Source organism: Streptomyces echinatus (assembly GCF_014203595.1).
GTDB classification, from domain to species: domain Bacteria; phylum Actinomycetota; class Actinomycetes; order Streptomycetales; family Streptomycetaceae; genus Streptomyces; species Streptomyces echinatus.
In genome coordinates this window covers 205740-224097 of record NZ_JACHJK010000013.1, presented here as the reverse complement: position 1 = coordinate 224097, position 18358 = coordinate 205740, and the positions used below count along the sequence as shown (strand labels likewise).

Here is an 18358-nt window from a genome sequence, read left to right as displayed (position 1 = left end):
TCCGCGTACGGAATCGGGCCTTCAGGGAACGCCGGTGAGCCCTCGTGAGTCTTGCGGAAGGAGAGACAACGACCGCGGAACACACGGGGGTGTTCGGCCTTGACCGAGATCATCGGGCGGCTCGTCGGAGAGACCACGGCCGACAGGGCGGCGAAGAGGCCCGAGAACAACGAACTCATGCCGTACGTCGCGCCGTTGACGGTGCCGCCGGTGCTGCGGCCCGCCGCGGGCGACGTACGGTGCGAGACCGAGATAGCCCTGCGCCCGGCCCGGGTGCGTCTGCACCCGCAGTTACCGCCGACCCTGATGTGGGGCTACGACGGCCAGGTGCCGGGCCCGACCATCGAGGTACGGCGCGGACAGCGCGTCCGCATCGCCTGGACCAACCGCATCCCGAAGGACGGCGAGTACCCGGTCACCGCCGTGGAGGTGCCGCGGCGCACGGACGGCCGCCCGCAGGCCACCACCGAACCCGGCCGCGAAGGCGTCGAGCCGAACAAGGACGTCGCCGCCCTGCCCGCCTGGGTGGTGACCCATCTGCACGGCGCGCAGACCGGCGGCGGCAACGACGGCTGGACGGACAACGGCGTGGGCCCGGCGACGCCCAGCTGTCGGAGTACCCGAACGACCACCGGGCGGTCCAGTGGTGGTACCACGACCACGCGATGAACATCACCCGGTGGAACGTGATGACGGGCCTGTACGGCACCTACCTCGTCCGTGACGACGAGGAGGACGCCCTCCGGCTGCCCTCCGGGGACCGGGAGATCCCGCTGCTCGTCGCCGACCGGCGGCAGTGACGGCGGTCTGCTGCCGCGCCCCTTGCCGGTCGACTTCGACGGGGAACTTGCCCGTCCTGACCACCGCGCCGGCCGAGCGCTTCGACCTGCTGGCCGACTTCCGCCGGCTGGCCGGCCGTACCCTGCGGCTGGTGAACAAGGGCGCCAACCAGCCCGCGGGAGTGCCCGATCCGGCCGGTGACGTGGCGTATCCGGCCGTGCCGGAGTTCCGTGTCGGGGAGGGCTGCGGGGAGGAGGACACCTTCGAACTGCCCGAGGTGCTCTCCGGGTCCTTCCGCCGCCTCACCCACGACATCCCGCACGCCACCGTCTGATCCTGCTCACCCCGCCCGCCACCAAGGGCGGCGGGGGTCATGCGGAGATCTGGGAGATGGCCGAGGTCGCGGACCGGGAGGGCCTCCGGCTCCCGGCCGACGGCATCGTCCAGATCACCGGACCCGACGGCACCACGAAGACGTACCGGCGCACCGCGCGCACGTTCAACGACGGGCTCGGCTTCACCATCGGCGAGGGCAGCCACGAGCCGTGGAGCTTCCTCGACCTCGCGCCCATCGAGCACCCGATGCACATCCACCTGGCCGACTTCCAGCTGCTCGGCCGATACAAGGACGTCTTCCGGGTGCCGGGGAGCCAGCAGCTGCGGATCATGGGCCGCTTCGACGGCGCGTACGGCCGGTTCATGTACCACTGCCATCTGCTGGAGCACGAGGACATGGGCATGATGCGGCCCTTCGTCGTCATGCCGCCCGAGGCCCTGAAGTTCGACCACGGCGCGGCGCACGGCGGCCACGGCGGAGGCCACAGGGCCTGACACACCGCACGCGACGGACGCGGCCGACGCGGTCCGGCCGGAACACCGGGGCCGGGCGCCGGAGTGGTTCGGCCGGCCGGACGCGACCCTCCCGGCCGTGCCCGGCCGCGGCCGGTCGCGTGCCTCCCGTGCGCACGCGGCGTGCCGAGGTGCCGGAGGGAGCCGGTGGGGGGCGGGATCGCGCCGTGCCGCCCTTCATGGCTACCCTCCGCCACCCTCCGGCCAGTCTCACCCTTTCGTGTCTCGTCGCGGCCCCCCGCCCCGGGTAGAGCACCAGCCGGAGGCGAGCGAACCATGGAACAGACAGCGTTGCGTCCCAAGCCGATGCCCGGTCAGGACCGACGGGACGACGACACCCCCGGCCCCGCCCGCCGCCCGCACGCCGCACGCCGGCGCGGGCGGCGGCTGCGGACCCTGCTGTTCGCCCTGTGCACCGCCACCGTGCTGGTGCTCTCGGGCGTCGGCGTCGGCACGGTCGGCGCCACGGTGATCGGCCTGAGCAGGCTCGCCGAACTGAGACGCCAGGCCCCGCCGTCCGCCCCCGCCGCCAAGACCCCGCCCTCGGCCGCCCCGGACCCCGGCCGGGCCCCGCACGGCATGACCCTCGGTCTGGAGGTCGTCGACGCCGAGAAGCCGGGCGCGCTCGTGGTGGGCGTGCACGTACCCGGATCCGGTTACACGGCGGGCCTGATCCGCGGGGACGTCGTGCTCCAGTTCGGCTCGGCCCGCGTCGACACCGCGGCCGACCTGGTCCGGGCCGTCACCCGGGCCCGCCCCGGAGAGGCGGTGCTCCTCACCGTGCGCCACAGCGAGGGCGGCTACCAGCAGTTGACGGTGACCCCCGCCGTGGCGGTCTGACCGGGCGGGAGCCGCCCCCGGCGTCCGGCCCCGTGAACACCATGAAACCCGCTGGTCACCCTCCGTCGCACGCGTCATCATGGGCCCAGCCGAAGCCCTGCTCCGCGGCCCGCGGTACGCCTGTCCGGGGGACCGGCTCGCGTGGCTCCGCCCGGGCGGGCAGGATGCTGCCCGAGACGCCATCGCCCCGTTTGCCGACCCGCGCCCGGAGGCCCGGATGACCGGTACCACGCCCGCGCCCTTCACCGCCGCCGACCACAGGGCCCGCATGGAGCGCGCCGTGCGCTCCGCCGCCGACGCCGGCCTCGCCGGACTGCTCGTGGCCCCGGGGCCGGACATGGTGTGGCTCACCGGCTACACACCCACCGCGGTCACGGAACGGCTGACCGTACTGGTCCTCGCCCCGGGCCGCGACCCGGTGCTCGTCGTGCCCGCCCTGGAGGCCCCCGACGCCGAGCACGCGGCCGGCGCCGCCGCGCTGACCCTGCGCGACTGGACCGACGGCAAGGACCCCTACGCCGTCACCGCAGGCCTCCTCGACGGCCGCGGCCGGTACGGCATCAGCGACAACGCCTGGGCCATGCACCTGCTGGGCCTCCAGCGGGCCCTGCCGGAGACGTCGTACGCCGCCCTCACCGACGCCCTGCCCATGCTCCGCGCGGTCAAGGACGCGGCCGAGGTGGAACTCCTGGCAGCCGCGGGCGCGGCCGCCGACCAGGCGTTCGAGGCGATCCGCAAGGTTCCCTTCGCCGGCCGCCGCGAGTCCGACGTCGGCCACGACCTCGCCGGCCTGCTGACCCGCTTCGGCCACTCCCAGGTCGACTTCACCATCGTCGGCTCCGGCCCCAACGGCGCCAACCCCCACCACGAGGTCGGCGACCGCGTCATCCGGACCGGCGACATGGTCGTCCTCGACTTCGGCGGACTGAAGGACGGCTACGGCTCCGACACCACGCGCACGGTCCACGTCGGCGAGCCGACCGAGGAGGAGCGCCGGGTCCACGACCTCGTGCGCGCCGCCCAGGAGGCAGGCTTCCGGGCCGTACGCCCGGGCGTGGCCTGCCAGGAGGTCGACCGCGCCGCCCGCGCGGTGATCACCGACGCCGGGTACGGCGCGTACTTCATCCACCGCACCGGGCACGGCATCGGCGTCACCACGCACGAGCCGCCGTACATGATCGAGGGCGAGGAGCTGCCGCTCGTGCCCGGCATGTGCTTCTCCGTGGAGCCCGGCGTCTATCTGCCCGGCCGCTTCGGGGTGCGTATCGAGGACATCGTCACGGTCACCGAGGACGGCGGGCGCCGCCTCAACAACACCACCCGTGAGATGGTCATAGTGGACTGAGAGAACCAGGGAGCCCCATCCTCGACACCCACCGGAACGGCGACGCTCGACCCATGACCCAGGCACCGACCCCCACCGTGGACACCGTCCGCCGACTGGTCCGCTCGCTGCTCAAGGAGGGCGGCGACGGCACCGGCGGACCCGAAGTGCGGCCCGTGACGGAGGACCGCGAGCACACCTGGTGGATCGGCGGCCGCCATGTGCTGCGCCTGGCGCCCGACCGCGAGGCGTCCGTGCGCCGCCGCCGCGAACTGCGGCTGCGCGACCTGGTCCGCCCGCATCTGCCCGTCGCCGTCCCGACCAGCGTCGCACACGGCGACTGGGCGCCCGGTCTCGCCTACACCCTCGACACCAGGGTGCCCGGCGGCACGGCCGACGAGTACGACGTCTCCGCCGTCGGCGAGGCCGATCTCGCCGGGCTGCTCGGCGGGCTGCGCGCGGTCCCCGCCCGCCAGGCCGAGACGCTCGGCGTGCCGCGCACCGCGCCGCGCTCGCTGGAGGCGCTGCGCCGGATGGCCGTGCACGCGGCCGAACGGCTCGCCGCCGCCGACGAGTTCGACGCCGCCCGGCTGCACCAGCTCACCCCGCCCGGCGCGGCCCAGCTCGCCGCGCAGCCCGGCACCGCCGTCCTCACCCACCACGGGCTGACCGGCGCCCACGTGGTGGTCAGCGACGACGGCCGGGTGCGGGGCATCCTGGACTGGACCGCGGCGGCCCTCGGCGACCCCGCCGAGGACATCGCCGGGCTCGCGGTCGCCGTCGGCTCCCCGGCCGCGGTCCGCGCCGCCACCCTCGCCGGCTACGGCGCCCGTCCCTGCCTGCGCGGCCTGTGGCTCGCCCGCTGCGACACCGTCATCCGCCTCACCGACCGCCTGGAGGGCCGCACGGACGGCCCGCTGCCCCTGCTGCGCACCCAGCTCCGGCGCGTGTGGGAGCCGATCCTGCTGGAACGGGTGACCGACTTCAAGGAAGACGACCCGGAGCCGTAGCGGAAGCCGCCCCGGATCCGCGGCGCCCGCCGCCCGGACACCGCCCCCGCGCGGCACCCCGGACACCGCCCACGGCTCCAGGACCGTATGCGGTCGCCGGGTGGCGGCTTCAAGGCCGCACCTGATATCTGGGGGGCCAGGCCGCACCTGGTGTCCGTGGGCGGTTGCAGGGCCGCAACTCCCGGCCGCACGCGGTACCGGACGGCGGTCGTGGGCCGCGGGCGGTACCGGGTGCGGTTTTCCGGGGGATCGCCGGGGTGGTCGGGTCAGGGCTGGGCCAGCACCACGCAGGACTCGCCGGGGACCAGGAGCAGTCCGTCCGCGCCCGGTGCCGTGACCGGGTCCCAGGCGGCCAGGACCTCCACGCGGCCGGTGCCCAGCGGGATCGCCGCCGGCTCCTTGCCGAGGTTCACCGCCACCCGTACGTCCCCGCGCCGGAAGGCCAGCCAGCGGGCCTCCTCGTCGTAGGCCACCTTCGTGTCGGCCAGGTCCGGGTCGGTGAGGTCGGGCTGCGCGCGGCGCAGCGCCACCAGCCGCCGGTACCAGGCCAGCACGCGCGCGTGGGGCTCGCGTTCCGGCTCCGACCAGTCCAGGCAGGACCGCTCCCGGGTCGCCGGGTCCTGCGGGTCCGGCACCTCCTCCTCGGCCCAGCCGTGCGCCGCGAACTCCCGCCGCCTGCCCTGCCGGACCGCCTCGGCCAGCCCGGGGTCGGTGTGGTCGGTGAAGAACTGCCAGGGCGTGCCCGCCGCCCACTCCTCGCCCATGAACAGCATCGGTGTGAACGGCGCGGTCAGCGTCAGCGTGGCCGCGCAGGCCAGCAGACCGGGGGAGAGGTGCGCGGCGAGCCGGTCGCCCTGGGCGCGGTTGCCGACCTGGTCGTGGGTCTGGCTGTAGCCGAGCAGCCGGTGCCCGGCCACGCGCGCGCGGTCCAGCGGCCGGCCGTGACGGCGGCCCCGGAAGCCGGAGTACGTGCCGTCGTGGAAGTAGCCGCCGGTGAGGGTCTTGGTGAGCGCCGCGAACGGCTCCCGCGCGAAGTCGGCGTAGTAGCCCTGGGACTCACCGGTCAGCGTGGTGTGCAGCGCGTGGTGGAAGTCGTCGTTCCACTGCGCGTGCAGCCCGATGCCGTGCTCCGCGCGCGGGGTGATGAACCGCGGGTTGTTCATGTCCGACTCGGCGATCAGGAACAGCGGCCGGCCCACTTCGCCGGCCAGGCCGTCCACGGCCGCTGACAGCTCCTCCAGGAAGTGGCACGCACGCGTGTCGTACAGCGCGTGCACCGCGTCCAGCCGCAGCCCGTCGATCCGGTAGTCCCGCAGCCACGCCAGCGCGCTGCCGAGCAGGAACGCGCGCACCTCGTCCGAACCCGGCGCGTCCAGGTTCACCGCCGATCCCCACGGCGTCCGGTGCGTGTCCGTGAAGTACGGTCCGAACGCGGGCAGATGGTTCCCGGACGGCCCCAAGTGGTTGTGCACGACGTCCAGGACGACACCCAGCCCGAGTCCGTGCGCCCGGTCGACGAAGCGCTTCAGTGCCTCGGGGCCGCCGTACGGCTCGTGCACCGCCCACAGCGACACGCCCTCGTATCCCCAGCCGTGCCGCCCCGGGAAGGGGCACACCGGCATCAACTGCACATGTGTCACTCCCAGTTCCACCAGGTGGTCCAGCCGGTCCGCGGCGGCGTCCAGGGTGCCCTCGCGGGTGTACGTGCCCACGTGCAGTTCGTACAGCACCGCACCCGGCAGCCCGCGCCCCGCCCAGCGGGCGCGCCACTCGTGACGCCCGTGGTCCACGACCGCGCTCAGCCCGTCCGGGCCGTCCGGCTGGCGGCGCGAGCGCGGGTCGGGGCGCACGGGACCGTCGTCCAGCGCGAAACCGTACCGTGCGCCGTGCTCCGCCTCCGCCTCACCCGTCCACCACCCCGCGCGCGCGGGGTCGCGCGCCAACGCGCGCGTCGCGCCCTCGCAATGGAGCGTCACTCGTTCTGCCTGCGGTGCCCACACCTCGAACTGCACGGACGGTTCCCCTTCGTCTGCTCACCGTGATGTCCCGCCCCACCATCGTGCCGCTCCGGACGATCAATCCGCCTTCGAATTCGCCCTTTGACGGCAGGTGTCGCGGAAGTACCCGCACACGGGCACCGGTTCCGCGTTTTCTGGACACCCGGGGTTCACTGCCCGACAATCACCTGCGTGACGTCGTCCTTCGAGTTCTCCACCTATCCCGCGCGCCTGTCCGACGCGGAGCGTGACAAGGCGCTGCGGGTGCTGCGCGACGGCGTCGCCCTGGGCCGGCTCTCGCACGACACGTTCGTGCGCCGGATGGAACTGGCGCTCGCCGCCCGCCGCTCCGACGAACTGGCCGCCCTCGTCGCCGACCTGCCCCAGGAGAACCGCTTCTCCCGCGCGGTCCTCGGCACCGTCGAGGCCGTCTCCGGGTTCACCGTACGGCTGCGCCGCGCCTGGCAGGCCGAGCGGCTGCCCAAGCTGCTGCTGCCGCACCCGGCGCACACCCACCCGCTGCGCATAGGCCGCGATCCCGCGAACGGGCTGCGCCTGAACCACGAGACCGTCTCCCGGGTGCACGCCGAACTCCGCCGGCAGGGCGGGCTGTGGGTGCTCAGGGACCTGGGTTCGACCAACGGCACCACCGTCAACGGCCGCCGGGTGACCGGCGCGGTCGTCGTCCGCGAGGGCGACCAGATCGCCTTCGGCAGGATGGCGTTCCGGCTCTCGGCGAGCTGAGCGCTCCGCGGACCGGTTGCCGGCAAGGGAGCCCGCGGCCGACCCGGTTCGAACAGATGCCCGGTGGTGCGCGAATGCCGTCCCGATCGGGTGAGCGGCACTGCGGAAGGCGGCCCCGCGTGCCGATGCAAGGGCCATGACCCACATCACCAGAACGGCAGCGGCGGCCGGCGCCCTGCTGGCCGCCGCCGGACTCCTGACGGCGGGCCCGGCCCGCGCGGCCTCCCCCGACAACCAGCAGGGCAACTGGCTGTATTTGACGGTCACCCGGGGTGACGCCCGGACCGGCGTCACCCACGGCGCGCTGCTGTTGTGCGACCCGCCCCGGGGGCACGCGCACGCGGCCCAGGCCTGCGGCGAACTGGCGGACGTGCAAGGTGACATCGACCGCATCCCGGCCGCGGACGTCTTCTGTCCGATGATCTTCGCGCCGGTGACGACCCACGCGCGCGGTCGGTGGAACGGCCGGTCGGTCGACTTCACGGAGACGTACACCAGCGTGTGCGTCATGAACGCGCGCACGGGACACGTCTTCGCCCTGGACGGCTGACCGGCGGCCACGACCGGGCGGCCCGCACCGGTCCGGCGCCGGTTCCGCCACCCCGTCAGGACGCCTGCTCCCGCGCCTGATGTGCCGCCACCAGCACCGTCCGCGACTGGTGCTCCACCTGGTGCTCCAACGGCACCCAGCGGGCCCTGAACCGCTGGGCGAACGCGTCGCACCAGGTGGAGACGAGCTGTTCCAGGCGCGGTGCCGCCCGGTCGTCCGCCTCCCGCAGCACCCGGAGCAGCATCGCCGCGGCCCGCAGCGGCAGCCGCCGTCCGAAGGCGTCCACGCTGCCGACGTACGCCATCGTGGTGCCCGCCGGAGCAGTGTGGATCCAGTCCTCGGCCAGGCCCGGAATCAGCTCCAGTGCCCACCGCGCGGCCCGCAGCAGGGGCCCGTCCGCGCCGTCCAGCCGGGGCAGCGCCTCGGCGAGGATCCGCTCCACCTCCCGCGCGTCCCGCAGCAGCCGGGCGGACAGGCGCCGCATGGCCGCCGCCGGTGCCGGGTGCGGTGCGGGGTCGTCCACCAGGTCGCTGGCCCACATCGGCACCTCCACCACGGCCGTCAGACCGCCGTACCGGTGCGCGTGGTACCAGGTGCTGTGCCGGGCGTCGTCCGGCATGCTCGGGTAGGCCACGCCCGTCTCCGGGCCCGGCATCACGTGCACGCCGGGACCGGAGGCCGGCCAGCCCGCCGCGTCCGAGGCCCCCGTCTCCACCGGGATGTGCAGCTCCGCCGCGGACTTGGCGAACGGCTCGGCGAGGCCCGGCACGTCTTTGGTCAGCTGCACCCAGCTGCCGCCGAGGTCGGTGCCGTGCAGGGTCACCTGGAGGTACGGGCGCAACTCGTCGATCACGCCGGTCAGCGCCCGGGTCTCGGGCGGCAGCCGGTCCGGCGGCAGCACCGACGGTGACCACTCCGGCTGCTCGGCGCCCGTCGGCCGGTAGAAGCCGAGGTGGTAGTCGAGGAGGCTGCGCGGCGCGGGGGTCACGTGCAGACTCGCGCCGTCCGGGTCCGCGCACAGCAGGAAGTGCCAGGAGGTGCCCGTCCGCAACTCCCGGTCGACCAGCACACGTTCGGCGAGCGCCCGCAGGGTGGAACCGCCCGTCGGCTCGTTGGCGTGGGCGCCGGCGACCACCAGTACCGCACGGCGGGCGTGGCCCACCGACAGCAGGTGCAGGGGTCTTCCCGCGCGCGAGACGCCCACCTGGCGCAGCGCGCACAGCCCGGGTTCCCGGCCGGCCAATGCCCTCGCCGAGGCCACCAGTTCGGGAACGCTGGGATAGCGCAGCTCCGGCAGTGGACCCACCCCCGACTCGTCCGCCCGGCTTCGCCCTCCCAGTCCCGCACGGGACGGGTGAACTGTCAAGCAGTCGGCGGGGGAGGCTCCCGGGGGCGCCCGGACGCAAGGCCCCGCGGCCGCCCGGGCCACTGCGTGCCACAGACACACTGCTGATGCGGTCCGCGTCCCCCGAGAGCCGCCACCACCACGCCCGGACCGGACTCCCCACCGTCCACGCTCACGGCACCACCGCCCCCCCCACGACCTCGGCGCGACCGACGGACCCGGCACCACCGCACCCGCCTGAGGCCTCCCCGCCGCGCCCGCACACGGAGCCGTCCCCTCCGCACCGGCCTCCACGCGCTGCACGGACCCGGCACCACCGCACCCGCCTGCGGCCTCCCCGCCGCGCCCGCACACGGCCCTGTCCCGCCCGCACCGGCCTCCACGCGGTGCACGAGCGCGGCACCACCGACCCGCGCCTACCCGCCGCCTCGGCGCGGGCGGTGGGCGGCCCGTCTCCTCAGTCGTCCGCGAGCCGCTCCAGCAGCACCGCCGGCTGCCGGTCGAAGAGGTCCGCCACGGGCACATGGCCGGCGAACTCCCGTTCCGGGGCGAGCGCGTCCGTCCAGCGGCCCGGCGGCAGCGTCAGCCGCGTCTCCCGCCAGCCGCCCGCCTCCGCCAGCCGCAGCGACAGCCGGGTCACCGCCGTGACCACCTCGGCCGAGCGCGCGAACGCCAGGCAGTGCCCGGCCGCCGGCCCCTCGGCGTGCAGCGGCTCGTACGACGCCTCCGCGCCGAAGGCCTCCGGGCGCCGGGCGCGCAGCCGCAGCGCCGCCACCGTCAGGGCGTCCTTCTCGCCGGGCGTCTCGGGCGGGAACGCCACAGGACGCCGGTTGTCCGGGTCCACCAGCGCCCGGTACTCACCCTCCGTGCCCTGGTACACGTCCGGCACCCCCGGCATCGTCAGATGGACCAGCGCGGTACCGAGGACGTTGGCCCGCACGTGCGGCTCCAGGGCCTTGCGGAACGCGGCCACGCGCTCGCCCGGCGGCCCGCACGGCCCGGCGGCGACGAAGGCCGCCACCGCCTCCTCGTACGGCGGCTCCTGCTCCGTCCAGCTGGTGTACATGCCCGCCTCGCGCACATGCTTCAGCAGTGCTCCCCGGACACGTTCCTCCTCCGCCGCCCCCAGGCCGAACACCGTCTGCCAGGCCGCCCAGGCCAGCTGCCCGTCCGGCACACCCTCCTCGGCCAGGGTCACCTCGGCGAGCAGCTTCGTCCAGGCGTCCGGGCACTCGGTGAGCACGCCCAGCGCGGCCCGCACATCGGCGCTGCGCTTGGTGTCGTGCGTGGTGACGACCGTGCCGGTGAGCGGCCAGTCGCGCTGCACACGCGCGCAGTACGCGTGGAAGTCCTCCGGGAACACGCCGGGGCTGCCCGGGTCGCCGCCCACCTCGGCCGCCGACAGCAGCGGCACATAGCGGTAGAACGCCGTGTCCTCCACCGACTTGGCCCGCAGCGCCGACGCGGTCTGCGCGAACCGGGTGCGGAACTCCACCCGGTCGGCGTGGTCCGGCGCCGACGCGTCGCCGGGCGGCTCGATCAGCAGCCGGCGCACGATGCCGACGGCCTCGGCCTCCTGCGGCACCACGAAGGCCAGCCGGGCCTCCGCGGCCGCCTCCTCGGTGATCACGGCCGAGGCGTCACCGGACGCGTACGGCCGGTAGACCCGCATCCGGACCAGCAGCTCCTCCACGGCCGTCCGCAGCGCCCAGGGCGCCCGGTCGCGCAGCGAGAGGTCGGGCGAGGCGGCGCACAGCCGGGCGGCCACCCGGGTGAGCCGGTCGGTCTCGGTGGCCAGCTCGTGGGTGAGCACCTTGTACGCGGCCCGCCGGACCGTGGCCTCCCAGTTGCCGCCCCGGTCCGTCTGCGGCGCGGCGAACGCCCGGTACCTCCCCAGCAGTTCGTACGCCCCCGTCCGGTCCGTGAACAGGCCGTCGACGTGCCGCAGGGCGTCGTACCCCGTGGTGCCCGCGACGGGCCAGGAGGCCGGCAGCCGCTCGCCGTCGGCGAGGATCTTCTCCACCACCGTCCAGCGCCCGCCGGTCGCCTCGTGCAGCCGCGCGAGATAGCCGTCGGGGTCGGCGAGGCCGTCCGGATGGTCGATGCGCAGCCCGTCGATCACGCCGTCCGCCAGCAGCCGCAGGATCGTGCCGTGGGTGGCGTCGAACACCGCGGGATCCTCCACCCGCACCCCGATCAGCTCCGAGATGCTGAAGAACCGCCGGTAGTTCAGCTCGGTGCGGGCCAGCCGCCACCACACCGGGCGGTACCACTGGGCGTCCAGCAGTTCCGGCAGCGGCAGGTGCCCGGTGCCCGCGCGGAGCGGGAAGGCGTGGTCGTGGTAGCGCAGCACATCGCCGTCGACCACCAGGTGGGCCCGCTCCGAGCCGATCGGGCCGCCGAGGACCGGCAGCAGGATCCGGCCGCCCTGCGCCTCCCAGTCGATGTCGAACCAGCGCGCGTACGGCGACCCGGGGCCCTCGCGCAGCACCTCCCACAGGGCCGCGTTGTGCCGGGGCGCCAGCGCCATGTGGTTCGGCACGAGGTCCACCACGAGGCCGAGACCGTGCTCCCGGGCGGTGCGCGCGAGCGCGCGCAGCCCCTCCTCACCGCCGAGTTCCCCGCGCACGCGCGAGTGGTCCACCACGTCGTAGCCGTGCGCGGAGCCCGGTACGGCCTCCAGGACCGGGGACAGGTGCAGATGCGAGACGCCGAGCGACGCCAGGTACGGTACGGCCGCTTCGGCGGCGGCGAACGGGAACGCGGGCTGGAGCTGCAGCCGGTAGGTGGCCGTGGGCACCCCCGGTCCGGATCGCGCAGAAGTCATGGGAACCTACGTACCCCGCTCACCGTCTTTCGTGTCATCCACACCTGCCCGGATCGCACACGCGTGTCTACGTTCGAGCGATGGGGACGACGGGGAAGCCGGGCCGGCCGCGCACGGGGGACACCTACCGGCAGGTGATCGGCCTGACCGGGCCGCTGCTGCCGTGCGTGTCGTTCCTGGGGCGGTTGCCGACGGCCACCATCGAGTTCGGCAGCGTGCTGCTCGTCGCCCGCACGAGCGGCTCCCTCGGCACGGCCGGTCTGACCGGCGGCGCGCTCGCGCTCGGACAGGTGGTGTGCGGGCCGCTGGTGGGGCGGCTCGCGGACCGGTACGGCCAGCGGACGGTGGTGCTCGCCTTCTCGCTCGCCAACGCCCTCGCCGTGGCCGCGCTCGTCACCGGCGCGCTCGCCGGGCTGCCGGCGCCCGCCCTGGCCTTCCTGGGCGCCGCCGCGGGGGCCACCGTGCCGCTCGTCGGCGCGCTGGCGCGCACCCGCCTGGTCGCCCTCGCCCGCCGCGCGGGCGCCCCCGAGGAGACGGTCGGCGTAGCGCTCTCCTTCGAGAGCAGCCTGGACGAACTGTCCTTCGTCCTCGGCCCGGCCCTCGTCGGCCTGGCCGCGGTACTCGCCCATCCGGCCTACGCCATGGGCGCCGCGGCGGTGCTGGTGGCGGTCTGCGGCAGCGCCTTCGCCCTGCACCCCACGGCCCGCCTGGCCGCACCCGTGCGGGAAGAGCCCGGCCCGGCCCGGGCCCGGCCCCCCATGCCGCGGTGCGTGCCCGCCCTGCTCACCGCGCCGGCGCTGCAGGGCGCGATGTTCGGCGCCTGCCAGGCCGGCATCGCGGCGCTCACCGCCCGGCTGGGGCAGGAGGACCAGGCCGGGCTCGTGTATGCCGCGATGGGGGTGATGAGCGCCGTGGCGGGGTTCGCCATGGCCGCCGTACCGGACCGCGTCGGCGCCCGCACGCGCTGGCGGCTGGCGACCGGAGCCGCCCTCGCGCTGTCGCTGCCCCTGCTCGGCACGACCGGTCTCACCGGCCTGTACGCCGTCGTCACTGTCCTCGGCAGCGCCTACGCCCCGCACCTGATCACCGTGTTCGGCCTGCTGGAGCGGGCGGTCGCGCCGTCCCGGCTGGCCGAGACGATGGGGGCGGCCACCAGCGCCGTCGTCGGCGGCCAGGCCCTGGCGGTCGCCGTCTGCGGACGCCTCGCCGAGTCCCACGGCCCCGTGGCGGCCTTCGCGGCGGCGAGCACGGTGGCCGGACTCGCCTTCGCCCTCGCCCTGACCGTGCGCCCCACGCCATACCGGGACCACCTCGAACGCGCCCACCACGCGCGCGTGCCCGACGGCCGGCCCGGATAGGGCCTCTCGGCCTGATCGGGCCGGCCCGATCAGGCCGAGAGGCCCTATCCGGACGACAGACCCCGGGGCCGGCCCCGCCGTGGCCGCGCGTGCTCCCGGCGGGGCGGCCGTCCCCGCGTCACGCCGGGCGCTGCAGCACGGTCAGGCTGCGGTCCGGCAGGGTGAGCCGGTCGCCCGCGTCGACCTTCGCGCCCGTCCCCGGCGGCACCCCCTCCGCACGGGCCGTGTCGACGACCACCTGCCACTGCCGGCCGTGGTCGACCGGCACCACGAAGTCCAGCGGTTCGGGCGAGGCGTTGAACATCAGCAGGAAGGAGTCGTCGGACATGCGCTCCCCGCGCGGACCGGGCTCGGAGATGGCGTTGCCGTTCAGGAACACCGTCAGCGCCGAGACCTGTGCGGAGTTCCAGTCGGTCATCTCGCCACCCTCCGGAGTGAACCAGGCGATGTCGGACAGCTCGTCATGGGTGCCCTCCACCGGACGGCCGTGGAAGAAGCGGCGCCGGCGGAAGACGGGGTGGTCGCGCCGCAGCCACACCATCGCGCGCGTGAACTCCAGCAGCTCACTGTCGCCTTCGGACCACCGGATCCACGACAGTTCGTTGTCCTGGCAATAGGCGTTGTTGTTGCCGCGCTGGGTGCGCGCGAACTCGTCGCCGTGACTGATCATCGGCACGCCCTGGGACAGCATCAGCGTGGCGACGAAGTTCCGCATCTGACGGGCGCGCAGCCGCAGCACCTCCGGGTCGTCGCTCTCGCCCTCCGCCCCGCAGTTCCAGGACCGGTTGTGGCTCTCGCCGTCCCGGTTGTCCTCCCCGTTGGCCGTGTTGCGCTTGTCGTTGTACGCGACGAGGTCGTGCAGCGTGAAGCCGTCGTGGCAGGTGACGAAGTTGATGGAGGCGAGCGGCCGGCGGCCGTCGTCCTGGTAGAGGTCGGAGGAGCCGGTCAGCCGGGAGGCGAACTCCGCGAGCGCGCGCGGCTCGCCCCGCCACAGGTCCCGGACCGTGTCGCGGTACTTGCCGTTCCACTCGGTCCACAGCGGCGGGAAGTTGCCCACCTGGTAGCCGCCCTCGCCGACGTCCCAGGGCTCAGCGATCAGCTTCACCTGGGAGACCACCGGGTCCTGCTGCACCAGGTCGAAGAACGACGACAGCCGGTCCACCTCGTGGAACTGCCGGGCCAGGGTGGCCGCGAGGTCGAAGCGGAAGCCGTCGACGTGCATCTCGGTGACCCAGTACCGCAGCGAGTCCATGATCAGCTGGAGCACGTGCGGGGACCGCATGAGCAGCGAGTTGCCGGTGCCCGTGGTGTCCATGTAGTAGCGCGGATCGTCGGTGAGCCGGTAGTACGACGGGTTGTCGATGCCCTTGAAGGACAGCGTCGGGCCGAGGTGGTTGCCCTCCGCCGTGTGGTTGTAGACGACGTCCAGGATGACCTCGATGCCGGCCTCGTGCAGCGCCCGGACCGCCGACTTGAACTCCAGCACCTGCTGGCCGCGGTCGCCCCAGGAGGCGTACGCGTTGTGCGGGGCGAAGAAGCCGATCGTGTTGTAGCCCCAGTAGTTGTTCAGGCCCATGTCGACCAGCCGGTGGTCGTTGACGAACTGGTGCACGGGCATCAGCTCCAGCGCCGTCACCCCGAGCTTGGTCAGGTGTTCGATGACGGCCGGATGGGCGAGCCCCGCGTAGGTGCCGCGCAGCTCCTCGGGCAGCTCCGGGTGACACATGGTCAGGCCCTTGACGTGGGCCTCGTAGATCACCGTGTGGTGGTAGTCGGTGCGCGGCGGACGGTCGTCGCCCCAGTCGAAGTACGGGTTGATCACCACGGAGGTCATGGTGTGCGGCGCCGAGTCCAGGTCGTTGCGCCGCTCGGGCGCGCCGAAGTGGTAGCCGTACACTTCCTCGCCCCACCGGACCTGCCCGCTGACCGCCTTCGCGTACGGGTCCAGCAGCAGCTTCGCCGAGTTGCAGCGCAGTCCGCGGCCGGGGTCGTACGGGCCGTGCACCCGGAACCCGTACCGCTGTCCCGGCATCACCCCCGGCAGGTACGCGTGCCGCACGAACGCGTCGCTCTCGCGCAGTTCCACCGCCGTCTCCGAGCCGTCGTCGTGCAGCAGACACAGCTCTACTCGGTCCGCGGCCTCCGTGAAGACCGCGAAGTTGGTGCCGGCGCCGTCATAGGTGGCGCCGAGCGGATACGCCTCTCCAGGCCAGACCTGCATGGATACGACTCTCCCAGGTGTGCCGTGCGCCGGGGGCCGCGTCGGCCCCGAGTCTTGTCCGAAAGTGACGCAACCTCCCCTGCCTTACGTGCCTCTTACCCACCGACCGGTGCGCACGGCGGTTCTGGTACCCGCCGTGCGCCGAACCAGTGGGGCAGAACGTACTCCCGGGGAGCAGGGGGAGTAGGGGGAAGATGTGCGTGACACAGTCCACCGCCATCTGGGCAAAGTGCTGACCGGCGCGGCCATCGCGGCAGCGGCGACGGCCGCCATGGTCGCGGTCACGCTGCCGGGCACGGCGGGCGCGGACGAGACCGGAGGGGCGGCCGGCGGAACACGGGCCGCGGGGCAGGCCGGACCGGGACAGGACGCGGCACCGCCCGGCGTCGTGGAGGAGGCACCCGCCGAGGAGAAACAGGGCACGGGCCGCGACCCGCTCACCGGCGACGAGGCGCTGCGGGTCGAGAAGATCGCCGCGGCCGGGCAGTTGTCGGTCACGGGCCGGGACGTCGAGGGAGACCGCGGACCGCAGCGGCTGAGCGTCGACCTCGCCGAACCCGAGGCCGCCGAGGCGGACGACCCGGACGCGCCGCGCCGGGCCGACGTGACCTTCTACGACTACCGGAACGACACACTCGTCACCAAGACCGTCAACCTGAGCACGGGGAAGGTCGAGCGGACGGGCACCCAGCGCGGCGTCCAGCCGCCGCCGAGCCGCGCGGAGAACGCCGAGGCGGCCCGGATCCTGATCGCCGCCCCGCTGGGCGCGGGCCTGAAGGCGGACTACAAGGACGCCACCGGCAAGGAACTCACCTCGCCGGACCAGCTGGAGCTGACCGGCGGGATCTACCAGGCCGCTCCGGGCGCCCAGCCCGCGGTGCTCGACGACTGCGGAGTCCACCGGTGCGTGCGGCTGTTCTCCAAGGTCCGCAGCGGACCGTGGATCGACACCAGGGACCTGGTGATCGACCTCAGCACCCGCAAGGCCGCCGCCCTCGACCGCGGCTGACCGGCCGCCGCCCGCCTTCCACATCCGTACCTCCGGCAAGGAGTCATCTCTTCATGCCCGAAAAGAACCTTCCCGGCGGCGCCCGGCCGCGAGCCGTCGGCCGCGCCGCCCGCAAGACCGCGGTCGTCGGACTCTCCCTGGCCGCGCTGGCCGCCGGCGTGACCACCGCCGCGGGTCCGGCCGCGGCCGGACCGCGGACCGCCCCCGCGCCGGCCCCCGGCTGCAGCGCCGCGTACAAGATCGAGCAGAAGCTGACCTCCGGCACGACCTGGCGGATGTGCTGGCGCTACGACAGCAAGGCCGGCCTCGTCCTGGAGAACGTCTCCTACCAGCCCAAGGGCGAGACCAAGCCGATCAAGGTCCTGAACAGCGCCAGGCTCGGTCAGATCCACGTCCCCTACGACGACGGCAAGCACGAGTACTACGACCTGACGGGCCAGAACTTCGCCCAGGAACTGCAGGAGCTGCAGCCCGCCGAGTGCCCCGGCGGCACCATCAAGTCCGTCAAGGTCCCGGACGGGGACCCGAGCCACCCGAACGTCAAGGGCCTGTGCACCACCACCCGTTCGCGGGGCCACGCCTACCGCATGCACGACTTCCAGTCGGACAAGGTGTACCAGCAGCAGGGCAAGGACCTGCTGGTCTACACGGTCAACCAGGTCGGCTGGTACGAGTACATCACCGAGTGGCGCTTCCAGGACGACGGCACCGTCAACATGAACATCGGCGCGACCGGCAGCCTCTCCTGGGACGACTACAACGCCCAGGACGGCCGCGGCTGGCCCATCGGCAAGGGTGCCAGGGACTACGCCACCAGCCACAGCCACAACGTCTTCTGGCGGCTCGACTTCGGCCTCGACGGCTCGTCCAAGGGGAGGGTCGAGCAGTACGACTCGACGGTCAGCGCCCCCGCCGGACGGCAGGAGGGCCCGACCGCGAAGACCACCCGCACCAAGGTCGCCAAGGAGTTCGCGGGCGACTACAAGACCTACCGCTGGTGGCGGATGGTCAGCGCGGCAGGCAAGAACAAGGACGGGCACGCCCGTTCGTACGAGCTGGTCCCCGGGCCCACCACCAAGTACCCGGGCCGCAGCTTCACCAAGCACGACCTGTACGTGACCGAGTACGACAAGTGCGAGCTGTTCGCCAGCTACAACCCGACCTGCACCGGCGGCCACCCGAACTCCGTGGACAAGTGGGTGGGCGGCCAGACCCTCACCCACCCCGTGGTCTGGGTGAACGTGGGCTTCCACCACATCGCCCGGGACGAGGACCAGCAGCCCATGCCCGTGCACTGGCAGGGCTTCTCCATCGCCCCCCGGGACGTCACCGCTATGAATCCGCTCACTCCCAAGGACCTTGCATGGCAGAACGGGCACTGGGAATGGCGTAGTTGAGCCGAGAGGTCGGGAAACCGACCTGTCCATCCGGCTGCACCGCCGACCGCTTGCGGAGTACCCTTCCTTGATCGTTGAGACGGGAACGGCCCGGGGGGCGGAAGGCG

Annotated in this window: 12 protein-coding genes and 1 pseudogene; 9 read left to right on the top strand and 4 right to left on the bottom strand. The window is 73.8% G+C overall.

Annotated elements, in window-relative coordinates; all coding sequences use genetic code 11:
- Window positions 1-99 precede the first annotated feature (99 nt).
- The 4 genes and pseudogenes from FHS34_RS31305 (at window position 100) to FHS34_RS31290 (ending at window position 4803) form a co-directional block, all read left to right on the top strand.
- Window positions 100-1611 (top strand): annotated as a pseudogene (locus FHS34_RS31305) (multicopper oxidase domain-containing protein).
- 294 nt (window positions 1612-1905) lie between these two features.
- Entirely contained in the window at window positions 1906-2469 is a 564-nt protein-coding gene (locus FHS34_RS31300; protein WP_184971678.1) for a PDZ domain-containing protein, read from the top strand.
- A 217-nt stretch (window positions 2470-2686) separates the two neighbouring features.
- Window positions 2687-3814: an aminopeptidase P family protein gene (locus FHS34_RS31295; protein ID WP_184971676.1), complete on the top strand. Its 1128-nt coding sequence runs from the start codon at window positions 2687-2689 to the stop codon at window positions 3812-3814.
- A 53-nt stretch (window positions 3815-3867) separates the two neighbouring features.
- Window positions 3868-4803, top strand: coding sequence for a phosphotransferase family protein (locus FHS34_RS31290; protein ID WP_184971674.1), 936 nt, complete (start codon window positions 3868-3870; stop codon window positions 4801-4803).
- A gap of 266 nt (window positions 4804-5069) precedes the next feature.
- Here the strand turns inward: FHS34_RS31290 and treZ are convergent, their stop codons facing one another.
- Window positions 5070-6815 (bottom strand): malto-oligosyltrehalose trehalohydrolase, encoded by a 1746-nt coding sequence (gene treZ, locus FHS34_RS31285; protein WP_184971672.1) that lies wholly within the window; start codon window positions 6813-6815, stop codon window positions 5070-5072.
- A 177-nt stretch (window positions 6816-6992) separates the two neighbouring features.
- Here treZ and FHS34_RS31280 point away from each other — a divergent pair, with 177 nt between their 5' ends.
- Both FHS34_RS31280 and FHS34_RS31275 read left to right on the top strand, forming a co-directional pair.
- Window positions 6993-7544 (top strand): FHA domain-containing protein, encoded by a 552-nt coding sequence (locus tag FHS34_RS31280; RefSeq protein ID WP_184971670.1) that lies wholly within the window; start codon window positions 6993-6995, stop codon window positions 7542-7544.
- Window positions 7545-7680: 136 nt separating this feature from the next.
- Window positions 7681-8094, top strand: coding sequence for an SSI family serine proteinase inhibitor (locus tag FHS34_RS31275; protein ID WP_184971668.1), 414 nt, complete (start codon window positions 7681-7683; stop codon window positions 8092-8094).
- A 55-nt stretch (window positions 8095-8149) separates the two neighbouring features.
- Here the strand turns inward: FHS34_RS31275 and FHS34_RS31270 are convergent, their stop codons facing one another.
- Together FHS34_RS31270 and treY are read right to left on the bottom strand one after the other, a co-directional pair.
- Window positions 8150-9400 carry a M14 family zinc carboxypeptidase gene (locus tag FHS34_RS31270; RefSeq protein ID WP_184971666.1) on the bottom strand — a complete coding sequence of 417 codons (1251 nt, stop codon included), beginning with the start codon at window positions 9398-9400 and terminating at the stop codon, window positions 8150-8152.
- Between the two features lie 496 nt (window positions 9401-9896).
- Entirely contained in the window at window positions 9897-12266 is a 2370-nt protein-coding gene (gene treY, locus FHS34_RS31265) for a malto-oligosyltrehalose synthase (RefSeq protein WP_221509701.1), read from the bottom strand.
- A gap of 80 nt (window positions 12267-12346) precedes the next feature.
- Between treY and FHS34_RS31260 the strand changes: the two genes are divergently transcribed.
- A complete protein-coding gene (locus FHS34_RS31260; protein ID WP_184971664.1) occupies window positions 12347-13624 on the top strand; it encodes an MFS transporter in 1278 nt (425 codons plus the stop codon).
- A gap of 118 nt (window positions 13625-13742) precedes the next feature.
- Here FHS34_RS31260 and glgX read toward each other — a convergent pair whose 3' ends face one another.
- A complete protein-coding gene (gene glgX / locus FHS34_RS31255; protein ID WP_184971662.1) occupies window positions 13743-15845 on the bottom strand; it encodes a glycogen debranching protein GlgX in 2103 nt (700 codons plus the stop codon).
- Window positions 15846-16041: 196 nt separating this feature from the next.
- On the opposite strand from glgX, the gene FHS34_RS31250 reads away from it, so the two are divergent.
- Together FHS34_RS31250 and FHS34_RS31245 are read left to right on the top strand one after the other, a co-directional pair.
- Entirely contained in the window at window positions 16042-16854 is an 813-nt protein-coding gene (locus tag FHS34_RS31250; RefSeq protein ID WP_184971660.1) for a Tat pathway signal sequence domain protein, read from the top strand.
- Between the two features lie 53 nt (window positions 16855-16907).
- A complete protein-coding gene (locus FHS34_RS31245; protein WP_184971658.1) occupies window positions 16908-18251 on the top strand; it encodes a copper amine oxidase in 1344 nt (447 codons plus the stop codon).
- Window positions 18252-18358 lie beyond the last annotated feature (107 nt).

What these genes read in the sequence shown, in the direction of transcription:
- FHS34_RS31275 (WP_184971668.1), top strand. Translation starts at nt 7,681, where the DNA reads ATGACCCACATCACCAGAACGGCAGCGGCGGCCGGCGCCCTGCTGGCC.
- glgX (WP_184971662.1), bottom strand. Translation starts at nt 15,845, where the DNA reads ATGCAGGTCTGGCCTGGAGAGGCGTATCCGCTCGGCGCCACCTATGAC.
- FHS34_RS31300 (WP_184971678.1), top strand. Translation starts at nt 1,906, where the DNA reads ATGGAACAGACAGCGTTGCGTCCCAAGCCGATGCCCGGTCAGGACCGA.
- FHS34_RS31245 (WP_184971658.1), top strand. Translation starts at nt 16,908, where the DNA reads ATGCCCGAAAAGAACCTTCCCGGCGGCGCCCGGCCGCGAGCCGTCGGC.
- FHS34_RS31260 (WP_184971664.1), top strand. Translation starts at nt 12,347, where the DNA reads ATGGGGACGACGGGGAAGCCGGGCCGGCCGCGCACGGGGGACACCTAC.
- FHS34_RS31290 (WP_184971674.1), top strand. Translation starts at nt 3,868, where the DNA reads ATGACCCAGGCACCGACCCCCACCGTGGACACCGTCCGCCGACTGGTC.
- treY (WP_221509701.1), bottom strand. Translation starts at nt 12,266, where the DNA reads ATGACTTCTGCGCGATCCGGACCGGGGGTGCCCACGGCCACCTACCGG.
- FHS34_RS31295 (WP_184971676.1), top strand. Translation starts at nt 2,687, where the DNA reads ATGACCGGTACCACGCCCGCGCCCTTCACCGCCGCCGACCACAGGGCC.